This window comes from Stutzerimonas sp. FeSN7, assembly GCF_030263795.1.
In the GTDB taxonomy this organism is placed as follows: domain Bacteria; phylum Pseudomonadota; class Gammaproteobacteria; order Pseudomonadales; family Pseudomonadaceae; genus Stutzerimonas; species Stutzerimonas stutzeri.
This window is the reverse complement of sequence record NZ_JARPMN010000001.1, coordinates 3,134,472-3,147,040: the sequence shown is the minus strand read 5'-3', so window position 1 is coordinate 3,147,040 and position 12,569 is coordinate 3,134,472. Positions and strand designations below refer to the sequence as shown.

Sequence of the window (12,569 nt, the reverse complement as noted above, 5' to 3'; positions counted from 1 at the left end):
CCCGGTGACAGAGAGCCATAAAGACACCATTTGCGATGTATGCGCTACCAGTACGAGGGTGCCGGGGTACGGCGAGCAGTTCGGGACGCTTCAGGCGCTCTGGGGCTATGGCGCAGGGCATGATGGCGAACGCTATCGAGTCAATCTATGCGAAAGCTGCTTTTTCGCGGCACTAGCGTTTTTGAAGCAGGAGCGCCGCACGCAGAATCTGTTCAGCGATGAGCAGCCCTGCGAGGAGCGCCCATTCGGACTAGTCGCCCGCGATGACTACTTTGGTGATTCGTAGCCATATCGCAGAGTTGAGGTTATTGGCTCGCCAGCATCGAACTCAGGCCATGTCAGCACGACTTCTCGGTACAATGGCGTCACCCGCAATCGCTCTAGGGATCTCGCTTGACTGACGCAAAACTCACTGAAGTCGAGATGCGGCGCGCGCTTGGCCTAGACCTCGCGCCTTCGAAATCGCAGCAGCCCATACCCAAACAGCACTCTACCGTCACACTCGTTGAATTGAGCGTGCGTAAGAACGGTGGTTCGCCATTCCGCTTCGAGCACCGCTCCCGTTCCATCAGTACTCTCGCTGCCCAACTCGAGGCCGAGAAAGCAGCACGGGAGAAAGGGTATGAGGTCTGGGTCGTGTTGGATATCAGGCAGGTTTCATCATAGAGCCGCAACAGCCGTCAGTCAGTCCACGCCTCGCTGATTGCTCTGGGGCAATGAACGCTTGAGTCAACTAGATCGAGTCAGTTCGCACTCGGGCAGCTCTTGGCCGGCACCTGTCTCTTCCAGGGTAAGCCGCCTCAAGCCCTTACGTTACCGTCCATAACTGATCAATCCGCGTCGTATAGCTCGGGCTCATCATCTCCCGCCGCATGCCCCAGTCCGGTTTCGCCGGCACCCCTGCAGGTCGCATCGTTCCACGCCCCCATCGTGCATTGATCGCATCCATCACCCCCATCACCCGCTCGGCAGCCATCGGCGGTGTCGCGACGAACAGGTCATCGGTGAACTCGCCACGCTGGCGCAGATCGAGCAACAGGATCTCCGCCTTACTGAATGCAAAGCCGGCCCGGAAGATCAGTTCCAGCCCTGCGGAGGCGGCCTTGGTTATCAGTCGGGTATCGTCGGTCGGATAGGGCAACTCACAGATAATGCCCTTGGTGAACTTCGGCTCGTCCGGGTTGAACATGCCAGTGCGAATGCTGATCCGTACCTTCTTGCACAGGGAGCGCTGCGCGCGCAGCTTTTCACAAGCCCGAGCGGTGTAGGAGGCCACCGCTTCGCGGATCGGCGGCAGTTCATGCAAACGCTTGCCGAACATCCGGCTGCAGCAGATCTCTTGCTTCGGCGGTACTTGCTCCTCGAGCGCCAGGCAGGATGTGCCGCGCAGTTCACGGGCCGTCTTCTCCACCACTACCGAGAACTTGCTGCGCAGTGTCCAGGCGTCGGCCTGGGCAAGATCCCAGGCAGTACGAATGTTCATGTCGGCCAGGTGGGCGGTCATCTGCCGGCCGATGCCCCAGACCTCGCTGACATCCATCACCTGCAGGAGCCTGTTGCGCTTTTCGGGCTTTCGGATGTCCACGACCCCACCGGTCTGCCGTTGCCATAGCTTCGCCGCACGATTGGCCAGCTTGGCCAAGGTCTTGGTCTGGGCAATGCCCACCCCCACCGGGATGCCAGTGCAGCGCAGCACCCGTGCACGCATCTCCCGCCCCAACCTCTCCAAACTGCCAGGCATACCGGTCAGGTCGGCGAACGCTTCATCAATGCTGTACACCTCAAGCACCGGAGCCATCCCCTCGAGGATGGTCATCACCCGCTGACTCATGTCGCCATTTATGTGGAATGGAAAATCAAGAACGACTTGCAGGGGCGGGTCCAGGCCTGTAATGACAGCGGGGTTTTCCTCGCATCATCCGATCTGTCCTTTAGCTTGGAACCGGCTGGTGCCGGTGCGCCCTAATTGTCGACGATGGAGAAAACAGATCTGTCTGACGTTATTGGCTGGTCGGACAGACCTCGGCCGGCATACCTGCTTCTTGATAGGAGAACCCGTCTCAGCAGGACACCGTCAAGGACGACCGATCGCCGCGATCAGCGCACGGGTGCCGTTGGCCGGTTCGACAGGACCGCCGGCACGCTTGACGTTGCGCTGCTTCTCGACGGCCCGAGCCTCCAGGTGGCGGTAACCGAACGAAGGTACAAGCTGAGGAATTATTCCCCCACGGTAAGCGCCCCGACGATCTGGCATTCCTCCACGCTGCCGCCCTGGCAGCCATCAATCATATCTTCCAAAGCCTGCTCCAGCGCCTGCAGAGCGGCGATCTTCTCACGCACATTCTTGAGATGTCTTCGCGCGAGGCGATCCACCTGCTTACAGGAGGCGTTAGTCTGGTTGGCATGAGAGAGCAGCGCGCGGACGTCCTCCTGACTAAACCCAAGTTTGCGGCAGTGACGGATAAACATGAGCCGACGCAGGTGAGACGATTCATAGAGTCTTTGCCCTCCCGGCCCACGGCCAGCCTCCGGTAAAAGCCCGACCTCACCGTAGTAACGGATTGTGGGCACGCCCACACCGGTGCGCTTGGCCAATTCACCAATTCGGTAGCATTGTTGTCGCATCAAAGATCCTGGAGACTTGCATCTCTAGTTACTAGAGGTTTTATTGTGCGGTTTCAGCAAAACGTTGACAAGCGCGAGAGCGCCTGACTGCATCTCTAATTACCAACGGTAAAGCTTGCTCTTTACACGCCAGTAAACAGCACACTAGGAGACCATCTGATGACGTTACAACTTGGAGTGATAGCTCCCGACTTCACGGTAGAATCCACCGAAGGCACCATTAGTTTTCATGAGTGGCTTGGTGATAGCTGGGCCGTGTTGTTCTCACACCCCGCCGACTACACGCCTGTTTGTACCACGGAGCTGGGCGCCTTTGCCAAGCGCAAAGATGAGTTCGCCAAGCGCGGCGTCAAGCTAATAGGTGTTTCCGTCGACCCGCTTGATTCCCACACCGGGTGGGCCGAGGACATTGAGAAGACTCAGGGCGCAGCGCTTAATTATCCCCTGTTGGCAGATAAGGACCAAGTGGTCGCGAATCTCTACGGGATGATCCATCCGAAAGCCGACCCCAAGGTCACAGTTCGTACCGTCTTTATCATTGATCCTGAGAAGAAAGTACGTCTCACCTTCACTTATCCTCCCAGCACCGGGCGCAACGTCAATGAGATTCTGCGTGTCATCGACTCGCTTCAACTAACCGGCAAACACAAGGTAGCCACGCCAGTAGATTGGCAAAACGGTGAAGATGTCATCATCGTCCCTTCGCTTTCGGATGAAGAGGCCAAGGAGCGCTTCCCTGAGGGCTGGGATGCCAAAACACCCTATCTTCGAGTAACGCGTCAACCTCGCTAAATTGTAATAGAGCAGCGAGTAGCCCGTTACTTCAGGCTGCTCGTTGGTGTGATTCGGCTTCCCCGTCGAAGTGATTTAATGAAGACATTCAGTATTGGCGAGCTTTCTACGCTGAGCGGTGGTACTAGCCCGGCGATTCGCTACTACGAGCAAGAAAAGCTCATACGCAATCCGAGGCGCATAGAGTCTGACTACCGACGTTATCCGCAAGATGCGCTCGCATGGTCGCAATTCATCATCCAGGCCAACGGTGAGGCTTTACGTTTGATGAAGTTCGCGAGTTCCAGATACTTCAGGATGCCGCCTTTGGCTTCCAGTGCCCCTCTCTACCGCGGCTATGACCTGCCAGCCTCGCAGTTAGCATCACGCAGTATCCGGATGCCACCCTTGAGGGCGATGGCCGCCACGGCCAGACCAACGACGAGGTCGGGCCACGCCTGGCCTGTCCAGATTACGAGACCTCCACCGATTAGCACGCCAGCGTTCGCGACGAAGTCATTGGTGCTGAAGGTCGTTGCCGCACGGACATTCACGTCGGCTTCCCGGATTCGCTTAAGCAGCCAAACGCACAGCGCATTCACTGCCGCAGCAATTACCGCCATCACCATCATCGTGGAACCTAGCGGCTCGACATCGCTCAAGAACCGGCGGACGACGTCAAACAGAACGCCGGCGGCAAACAGAATCAGCAGCCCTCCGGAAACGCGCGCGGCAGCTCGCTTCCATAACGGGGGACGGCTTAGCGCCAATAGAGTGATTATGTAGACGATACTGTCGGAGGCATTATCAAGCCCGTTGGCAATCAGCGCGCTGGAATCGGCCCTGAGGCCAGTCACCGCAAACGCCGCTGCGAGTGCGATGTTGAGGCCAAGAACTGCCCACAAAATGTTCCGCTGGCTTGCGGTGCGTATCTCCAGTTGTTCTTCACTCATATCGTCGTTTCCTGTTGAAGGTGTCGATGTACCAGTTTGGATTTGCCCCTACGAAACCGGACATCAACCCACTCTGCACGTTCCATTCTCGCAAGCAAGAGGAGCGCTGCTTCCACTTGGAAATGAAGTCATGCTCGCTCTCTTAATGTCCCGCATGTCATACCCACGAAGGTACAACATATTTACAGGTAGATTTGTCATCGACAGTTCTTAAGCTGTTGATCCGGAGCTTTTCGGCCTCGCACAAGAATCTTGGCCGCAATAGGGGAAGTGATCATCTGTATCACTGCGAAAAATGCGGCTGGAATCGCAATTTCTGATGGCAGCCCTGTTGCCGCTGACCGAAAACTGACCCAGTAGAGGCTGTTCTGCCGACTGAAAACTGACCCAGGTGTTCAACTGCTTCTGCTCAATTTTTGAGCAGGAGAACACAGGGTGATCAGTATGGAAATGATGGGCAAAATCCGCCGGATGTATTTCCGCGACAAGCTGTCGCTGCATGAGATAGCCAAGCGCACCGGGTTGGCGCGCAACACGATTCGCAAGTGGGTCAGAGCACCTGAGGCCAAGCCGCCGGTCTACCAACGCCGCGCGATCTTCAACAAACTCAGCCCTTTTCACACCACGCTGGAGCAGGCGCTAAAGGCCGATTCGCTGCGGCCCAAGCAACAGCGGCGCAGTGCCAAGGCGCTGTTGGCGCAAATCAAAGCCGAAGGTTATGACGGTGGCTACAGCCAGCTCACCGCGTTTATCCGTGCCTGGCGAGGGGGACAGGGCAAGGCGTCGCAGGCCTTTGTGCCGCTGACCTTTGCTCTTGGCGAGGCGTTTCAGTTTGACTGGAGCGAGGAAGGCTTGCTGGTCGGCGGCATTTACCGGCGTATGCAGGTGGCACATCTGAAGCTGTGTGCCAGCCGTGCGTTCTGGCTTGTGGCGTATCCGAGCCAGGGCCATGAGATGTTATTTGACGCCCATACACGCTCGTTCGGCGCCTTGGGCGGCGTGCCGCGCCGGGGCATCTACGACAACATGAAGACCGCCGTCGACAAGGTCAATAAGGGCAAAGGCCGGGCGGTGAATGCACGCTTTGCGGTGATGTGCGCGCATTACCTGTTCGATCCGGACTTCTGCAACGTCGCCGCTGGTTGGGAAAAGGGCATCGTTGAAAAGAACGTGCAAGACAGCCGCAGGCGTATCTGGCTAGACGCCCAGGACTGCCAGTTTCACTCCTTCGAGGAACTCAATGCCTGGCTGGGCCAGCGCTGCCGCGCGCTTTGGAACGAGCTGACGCACCCTCAATACAGCGGTCTGAGTGTGGCCGAAGTGCTGGAGTTGGAGCGCGCTGAACTGATGCCTGTGCCAGCGCCATTCGACGGTTACGTCGAGCGGCCTGCGCGGGTCTCCAGCACCTGCTTGGTCAGCGTCGGGCGCAACCGCTACTCGGTGCCGTGTGAGTACGCGGGTAAGTGGGTCAGCAGCCGTTTGTATCCGACGCGAATCGAGGTGGTGGCTGACGACGCGCTGATCGCCAGCCATGTCCGCTTGCTGGATCGCGACCAGGTCAGCTATGACTGGCAGCACTACCTCCCGCTGATCGAACGCAAGCCCGGTGCGCTGCGCAACGGCGCGCCCTTTGCTGATCTGCCGGCGCCGCTGCGTCAGCTTAAGCACGGTCTGGGGCGTCATGCCGGCGGTGACCGGATCATGGCGCAAGTTCTGGCTGCCGTACCGGTCGCCGGGCTCGATGCCGTGCTGGTAGCCGTTGAGCTGGTACTGGAGAGCGGCAGCCTGAGCGCCGAACACATCCTCAATGTCGTGGCACGGCTGACAGCATCCGAACCACCACCCAGCGTCGAAACCCACTTGTCGCTCAAGGAAGCCCCCGTCGCTAACACGGCGCGCTACGACCGCCTGCGTGGCCAGGCCGAGGAGGTCGGTCATGCGTGATTTGATGGCGGAACTCAAGGAGCTGCGCCTGCACGGCATGGCCACGGCCTGGGCGGAGTTAACTGCTCAGGGTGAGTCGAACACAGCCTCGTCCAAGTGGCTGCTCGAACACCTGCTGGAACAAGAGCACACAGATCGCGCCATGCGCTCGGTGAGCCACCAGATGAACATGGCCAAGCTGCCGATGCACCGCGATCTGGCCGGCTTCGACTTCAGCGCCTCCAGCGCCGACGCTCGCTTGATCAGCGAGCTGGCCAATCTGAGCTTTACCGACACCGCGCAGAACGTGGTGCTGATCGGTGGGCCAGGCACCGGTAAAACCCACCTAGCCACCGCGCTGGCCGTGTCCGGCATCACCCGGCACGGTAAGCGCGTGCGCTTCTACTCCACGGTCGATCTGGTCAATCTGCTGGAGCGCGAAAAACACGACGGCAAAGCCGGGCGGATCGCCCAGGCACTGCTGCGCATGGATCTGGTCATCCTCGACGAACTGGGTTATCTGCCGTTCAGCCAGGCTGGCGGTGCGTTGCTGTTTCACCTGCTGTCCAAGCTGTACGAACACACTAGCGTGGTGATCACCACCAACCTGAGCTTCGCCGAATGGTCGAGCGTGTTCGGCGACGCCAAGATGACCACCGCCCTGCTGGATCGGCTGACCCACCACTGCCACATCGTCGAAACCGGTAACGAGTCCTATCGCCTGCAACACAGTAGCTTGGCGGCCCAGGCCAAGATCAAATCACGGGAGCGAAAGCGTAAGGGCGGCCAGGAACCGGAGGACGATGAGTCGTTCTGATTTCATGGTGACGACGGCCTGCTGCATGGCTGCATGTGGCAGGTCTTCAACAGCTGAACTGGGACAGCGAGGGAGTGGGTTCAAAAGCAGCTGCGCTGGTAGACTTATCCACAGTTGCTGGTAACAAAATCAGCAATCCGCCCTGGGTCAAATTTCAATCGGCAGGGTGGGTCAATTTTCCATCAGCGCCAACACCATAGTTCGAAGTCGATAAAAAAACGCCGTACGGCGTGTAAAAAGGCCCGCTTTGAATTAGGAGCAATCGGCTGACCACGTCCTCTAAACTGCGTGTTGCGGGCGGATTCCAGCGCCCATTCACCGACCGTCATCCGGTCCACCGCGGCGATAAACGCTGCGCAGGTGGTCATGTCCCACTCCACTGGGGAAACTATCCCTAGCTGCTTTCTCGCCAACCAGATGCCGGTTCTAAGGATAAAGCTATAATTACTTTCCCGCGTACGGGGACGTAAGGTAGACGTCTCTCGCCAGCGACGACACCAACTGACCCAGACAGGATCAATACCGTCGATACTCTTTTCACGCCAGCTGGTATAGCCGCGCATACGCAACGGTTTTGCCAGGATGCCCATCGCTGCCAAACCATGCGAGACTTTTCCAACCGATCTGGCGATACCTTCGCTTCGATGCGCCTGACCTCGCAGCAACAGCTCTTCAGTGAAGGTTTCCAACCGAGGATCGCCGTTTTCCAGCATTAGTGCGCCCAGTACGCTGGACAGGAACTGTTCGAGATGGCGCGCAGCATACCCTAATGATTTCAAGGTTTGGCTCAACCGAGCGTGTTCATACTTGAATATCTGATGCCCGAAGATGAATGATGCGTAAACTGCTGGTTGGCGGAATTTGGCAATACGTTGAGGGGTATGAAAGCCGCCTAAATGGTAAGCGGCCGCAGCAAGGTACGGTCGCGACCCTGCTGGGGCGTTGAGCAACGTAAACCACTGAGTTTCCGACCAACACCAATAGGGTTTGCCCGTGTTGCTGACATTCCAAAGAATTGCGGCGACTGAGGAGGTGCCTAACCGATCAGAAACCCCGCTATGCGTTATCAAATCGATCAGCGGGTTTACAAGCCCAGGCACCCTTGACTGAAGATAGGCTCTGTCAGAGCGATACTGACGATTGGATAGAATGGCTCGTTCTGACTCCAACACCACCTTGCTACGCTCATACCGGCTGACATCAAACGGTACATAGTCCACAGTAGTTGTGGCGCTCATGATGATGGCTCCGACTTAAAAAGTTCACTGAACATTCTGGCGTCCAGACTGCCCACCGATTGCGCCATTTTTGCGGTCAAATCCGCACCCGAAAGGTGCAGGTAAATTAAGGTCGTTTTCGGATCTCGATGTCCTGCATAGGCGGTCAACTCGTGCAGTTTCCAGCCCGCGCGTGCCAGATGTGTTAGCCGCAGATGCCGAAATGTGTGTGTACTCACGCATGAAATGTTTGCGCCTTTGGCCCATGCCTCGACTGTTTTACTCCACGTCCAACGCGTCAGCGCGGAACCACGATTGCGATCTGACTCGGAGCGAAATAGCTGCCCTTTCAACCAACCTGCGCGCCGAAGAGCGTGAAGATGTGCCATCAGGACAGGGGCAATGGCGGGGCTGTAGCACACGACGCGGCTGCGCCGGCTCTTGGTTGTTTCAGCCCGTACCGAGATCAGGCGATGCGCGACGTCCAAGTCTTCGATTCTCAGGGCCACAAGCTCGGCACGACGAAGCGCACCACAGTACGCCAACGAGAGCATTAGACGATCACGAAGGGACGAATTCGCCGCTATCTTCAGAAAGCATTGCCACTGCTCATCAGTCGGAATTTTTGGTAGTTTGATGAGTCGAGGCACCAGGCCTCTTACAAACCCGGCATGTCCCGGTATCTGGAACAAACGAGCATGCTGTCCGCGAGGCACAGGGTTTCGCTGGCAAAGCCCTTGGAAAACTAAGTGATCGTACCAAAGGCGGATCGCGGTGAGACGCTGGTGCAACGTTGAATTCGCCACCGCATTTTCCTGACCGGGTAACAGCCTTCGGATGTAGAGCGTGACCTGCTCAAACGAGGCTGACTCAGGTTTAAAACCAGAGACCTCGCAGTGGCGCAGATAAAGCGCCAAACCACGCCCATATGCATCCAAGGTGGCAGGCGTTCGTCCCAGATTACTGAGCAATCGCAGCCATTCCTGAGCAGTGGGATAGCGGCTCAATACCACCTCATACGGTTCGTTAGAGGCCATAAGCGACACCTCGAAGACGTCGGTAGAACCAGACTAGCTCAAAAAAGCATTCCACCTAACTTACTAAAGCGCGTAGTTGCTGGAGAACGCCAAAATGCCGTGCTGCCGAAGCTTTTGCCTGATCTGAAAATACGGCTCACCCATCTTGATGCCCAGCGCCTTGGCCTCGGCCGAGCGGGCGATCACGCAGCCGTCGTTGTTCGACAGCACGACGATAGGCGTACGCAGCAGGTCCGGGCGAAACACCCGCTCGCAACTGGCGTAGAACGAGTTGCAGTCGATCAGGGCAATTGCCGACTCAGCCTGGGGCATGGCAGCGCACGCTGTGGGTGACCACGCCCCAGATCAGTAGCTCATCCCCCTCGAGTACGTAGCGCGGCGCGTAGGCCTGGTTCTCCGCCCGCAGAACGATCTGTTCGCCTTCCTTGGCCAAACGCTTCACCAAGGCATCGCCGTTGAGCGCAGCGATGACAATCAGGCCAGGCCGCCCCTCCATCGCCCGATTCACGATAGCCAGGTCGCCATCGAACATCCCTACGTTGATCATGCTGTCGCCGCTGATGCGCACCAGATACATATGCGGCGCGCGGAGGTCGAGAAGCTCGTCGAGGGATATCTCGGCTTCGATGTGATCCTGCGCCGGCGAGGGAAACCCGGCCGGGACGCGGAAGGAATACAAAGGCAGGCACACGGAGCTGCTGCTCAGTGGCCCGAGGATCGTGCAGGACATGGTGCACCCGTAATAATGCTGTATTTATATACAGTACAGGACAAGCCAGCCCACCTACAATCAGAATGAGAAAGGCGATGACGAGCGGACGGTCATGTGCGGACGATTTGCGCAGTATCAGGGGATGGCGGATTACCTGCGGGAGCTGAACAGCGAGCAGGAGGTGATCGGCGGCTACGACAACCTGCCGATCGAGCGCTATAACGTGGCACCACAGACCAACGTGCAACTGCTGCACGCGGAGGGAGGGGGCCTGACGATCGCCGCGGTGAGATGGGGGTGAGCACCGCACTGGGCGAAGAAGGGAACGATGCCAGCACCGATCAACGCCCGCGCCGAGACGGTGGCGAGCGGCAAGTTCTTCAGGCAGATATGGCCGTACCGCGCGCTGGTCGCAGCTGACGGCTGGTATGAATGGGTGAAGGACGAGACCGATCCGAAGCACAAGCAACCCTACTTCATCCGCCTGCGCAGTGGCGAGCCGATGTTCTTCGCCGCCATCGGCCAGCTCCCCCACGCCGGCAGCGAGATTCGCGAAGACGATGGGTTCGTGATCATCACCGCCGACGCCCAAGGTGGCATGTTGGATATCCATGATCGCCGGCCAGTGGTACTACCAGCGGACTTGGCCCGAGAGTGGATAGACCCGAACACAACTTCGCAGCGTGCCGAGCAGATAGTGCAGGAACTGGGCCTGCAGTCCGAGGCATTCGAGTGGTACCAGGTCAGCAAGGCGGTGGGTAACGTGAAAAACACCGGGGCAGCGCTGATTGGCCCCCTTGATTCCAAGGAACCACCCGACAGGCTCTGATCGACCGGAGGCGAGATGCGCCAGTCAGCTGCGACCGGCGGGAAGCGGCCAGAAGCAGTCAATCAATGCGTTACAGTGATTTTTTGCAGCTCTTTATAGAGCCGTTAGCTGCCGCCACCAATAATCCATAGGCCTGCCAGTCGTCAGAGAGTCTTATTCTCGATCAGGCGATTTCCCCGTGGATGACCAGTAGCTCACTGGTGATGGAGCCAGAGTCCTGTCTTCGAATGCAGGACTCCTGGCTTTGCTCACTCAGCGCCGATCCCGGCCATCGGTTCAGTTTGGCCCCAGCCACCGCCCAGAGACCTGAACAGGTCAACCAGCGCAATCTGCCGTTCCGTGCTGATTTGAATTAGTGTGGTCTGGTTGCTAAAGGTGCTGCGCTGGGCGTCAAGATAACGCAGGTAGTCGTCCACGCCGCCCTCGTAACGCGCCTTAGCCAGGGCCATCGCAGCCTCGCTGGAACCGGCCAGAGCCTGGCGGGCAGCCTCCTCGCGGCGCAGGGTGTCGGTGGCGGCCAGGGCATCGGCCACTTCGCGGAAGGCGGTCTGGATGGTGCCTTCGTAGTCGGCCACCGCCGCGTCCTGGCGCACTTCGGCGAGGTCCAGGTTGGCGCGGTTGCGGCCACCGGCGAAGATCGGCAGCGACAGCGTCGGGGCAAAGCTCCAGGCCCGCGAGCCGCCATCGAACAATCCGGACAACTCGGCACTGGAGCTGCCCACCGAACCGGTCAGGCTGATCCGGGGAAAGAACGCGGCGCGAGCTGCACCGATATCGGCATTGCGCGCCTTGAGGCGGTGCTCGCTGGCGAGAATGTCCGGGCGCCGTTCGATCAGTTCCGAGCTGGTGCCGGGGGCGATGTCCTGCAGCACCATCAGGTCGTCGCGGGGCGTCGCGGGCAGCAGGCGAGCGGCATCTGGCGTGCCGAGCAACAGGACCAGGGCGTTGTCCGCCTGGCGTAACTGGCGTTCGGTGCTCTCGCGCTCGGCCCTAGCCTGTTCGGCAAGGCCGACCGCTTCCTGGTAATCCAGGGCGGTGGCGGCCCCCGCTGCACGGCGCTGGCTGACCAGCTCCAGCGAGGCCATGCGGCTGTCCAGGGTTTGTTCGACCAGGGCCATGCGGCGTAGCGCACCATCGCGGGTCAGGTAGGCCTGGATGACCTCGGCAACCAGGCTGATCTGCGTGGCACGGGTCGCCTCCTCGGTCGCCAGGTAGGTCTCCAGCGCGGCCTCGGAGAGGTTGCGCACGCGGCCGAACAGGTCGACTTCGTACTCCGCGAGGCCGAGGCCGACCTGATAGTTGCTGGTCACTTCCGAGCGCCCGGTCTGCGACAGATCGGCAGGCAGGCGCTGGCGGTTGCCGCTGGCATTGGCGTTGATCGAAGGCAGGCGATCAGCACGCTGGATGCGGTACTGGGCACGCGCAGCTTCGATATCCAGCAGCGCCTGGCGCAGGCTGCGGTTGTTGCTCAGCGCCGTATCCACCGCGCGGCGCAAGTCGGCATCGACGATGAAGGTCTGCCAGTCCAGCGCCTGGGCACGGGCGCCCTCCGCGTCGGCGGCTTGCCAGTGCGACGCGACCGGTGCCTGCGGGCGCTCGTAGGTCGGGGCCAGCGAACACCCCGCCAGGGCGGCGATGGCCAGGGGCAGCAGAGCGCGACGGAGCATGAAGTGAGAGGTCATCGC

Annotated in this window: 10 protein-coding genes and 4 pseudogenes; 6 read left to right on the top strand and 8 right to left on the bottom strand. The window is 59.3% G+C overall.

Annotated features, from left to right (window positions below; all coding sequences use genetic code 11):
- The first annotated feature begins 4 nt into the window (after nucleotides 1-4).
- Nucleotides 5-286, top strand: coding sequence for a hypothetical protein (locus P5703_RS14890; protein ID WP_041106953.1), 282 nt, complete (start codon nucleotides 5-7; stop codon nucleotides 284-286).
- 522 nt (nucleotides 287-808) lie between these two features.
- Here the strand turns inward: P5703_RS14890 and P5703_RS14885 are convergent.
- Together P5703_RS14885 and P5703_RS14880 are read right to left on the bottom strand one after the other, a co-directional pair.
- A pseudogene (locus tag P5703_RS14885) lies at nucleotides 809-1,840 on the bottom strand (DUF4113 domain-containing protein); the annotation flags it as partial.
- A gap of 377 nt (nucleotides 1,841-2,217) precedes the next feature.
- Entirely contained in the window at nucleotides 2,218-2,625 is a 408-nt protein-coding gene (locus P5703_RS14880; RefSeq protein WP_063542805.1) for a MerR family transcriptional regulator, read from the bottom strand.
- 159 nt (nucleotides 2,626-2,784) lie between these two features.
- On the opposite strand from P5703_RS14880, the gene P5703_RS14875 reads away from it, so the two are divergent.
- Nucleotides 2,785-3,417, top strand: coding sequence for a peroxiredoxin (locus P5703_RS14875; RefSeq protein WP_063542807.1), 633 nt, complete (start codon nucleotides 2,785-2,787; stop codon nucleotides 3,415-3,417).
- A 78-nt stretch (nucleotides 3,418-3,495) separates the two neighbouring features.
- Nucleotides 3,496-3,597, top strand: a pseudogene (locus tag P5703_RS14870) (MerR family DNA-binding transcriptional regulator); the annotation flags it as partial.
- Nucleotides 3,598-3,752: 155 nt separating this feature from the next.
- Here the strand turns inward: P5703_RS14870 and P5703_RS14865 are convergent.
- Nucleotides 3,753-4,349 (bottom strand): cation efflux transmembrane domain-containing protein, encoded by a 597-nt coding sequence (locus tag P5703_RS14865; RefSeq protein ID WP_063542809.1) that lies wholly within the window; start codon nucleotides 4,347-4,349, stop codon nucleotides 3,753-3,755.
- Between the two features lie 444 nt (nucleotides 4,350-4,793).
- Between P5703_RS14865 and istA the strand changes: the two genes are divergently transcribed.
- Together istA and istB are read left to right on the top strand one after the other, a co-directional pair.
- Entirely contained in the window at nucleotides 4,794-6,293 is a 1,500-nt protein-coding gene (gene istA / locus P5703_RS14860; protein ID WP_141239078.1) for an IS21-like element ISPst3 family transposase, read from the top strand.
- Entirely contained in the window at nucleotides 6,286-7,089 is an 804-nt protein-coding gene (gene istB / locus P5703_RS14855) for an IS21-like element ISPst3 family helper ATPase IstB (RefSeq protein WP_013983152.1), read from the top strand. Before istA ends, istB begins: the two co-directional genes overlap by 8 nt.
- A gap of 182 nt (nucleotides 7,090-7,271) precedes the next feature.
- Here istB and P5703_RS14850 read toward each other — a convergent pair whose 3' ends face one another.
- The 4 genes and pseudogenes from P5703_RS14850 to P5703_RS14835 form a co-directional block, all read right to left on the bottom strand.
- On the bottom strand, nucleotides 7,272-8,327 hold the full coding sequence (locus P5703_RS14850) for an integrase (RefSeq protein WP_285587674.1): 1,056 nt from the start codon (nucleotides 8,325-8,327) through the stop codon (nucleotides 7,272-7,274).
- Nucleotides 8,324-9,343, bottom strand: coding sequence for a tyrosine-type recombinase/integrase (locus P5703_RS14845; RefSeq protein WP_073865954.1), 1,020 nt, complete (start codon nucleotides 9,341-9,343; stop codon nucleotides 8,324-8,326). The genes P5703_RS14850 and P5703_RS14845 overlap by 4 nt, the downstream gene beginning before the upstream one ends.
- Before the next feature lie 66 nt (nucleotides 9,344-9,409).
- A pseudogene (locus P5703_RS14840) lies at nucleotides 9,410-9,655 on the bottom strand (Y-family DNA polymerase); the annotation flags it as partial.
- Nucleotides 9,642-10,073 (bottom strand): LexA family protein, encoded by a 432-nt coding sequence (locus P5703_RS14835; protein ID WP_058179789.1) that lies wholly within the window; start codon nucleotides 10,071-10,073, stop codon nucleotides 9,642-9,644. The gene P5703_RS14835 and the pseudogene P5703_RS14840, both read right to left, overlap by 14 nt.
- Nucleotides 10,074-10,167: 94 nt before the next feature.
- On the opposite strand from P5703_RS14835, the pseudogene P5703_RS14830 reads away from it, so the two are divergent.
- Nucleotides 10,168-10,884, top strand: a pseudogene (locus P5703_RS14830) (SOS response-associated peptidase family protein).
- Between the two features lie 248 nt (nucleotides 10,885-11,132).
- Here P5703_RS14830 and P5703_RS14825 read toward each other — a convergent pair.
- Nucleotides 11,133-12,566 carry a multidrug efflux transporter outer membrane subunit TOprJ1 gene (locus P5703_RS14825; protein ID WP_003152694.1) on the bottom strand — a complete coding sequence of 478 codons (1,434 nt, stop codon included), beginning with the start codon at nucleotides 12,564-12,566 and terminating at the stop codon, nucleotides 11,133-11,135.
- Between the last annotated feature and the right edge of the window lie 3 nt (nucleotides 12,567-12,569).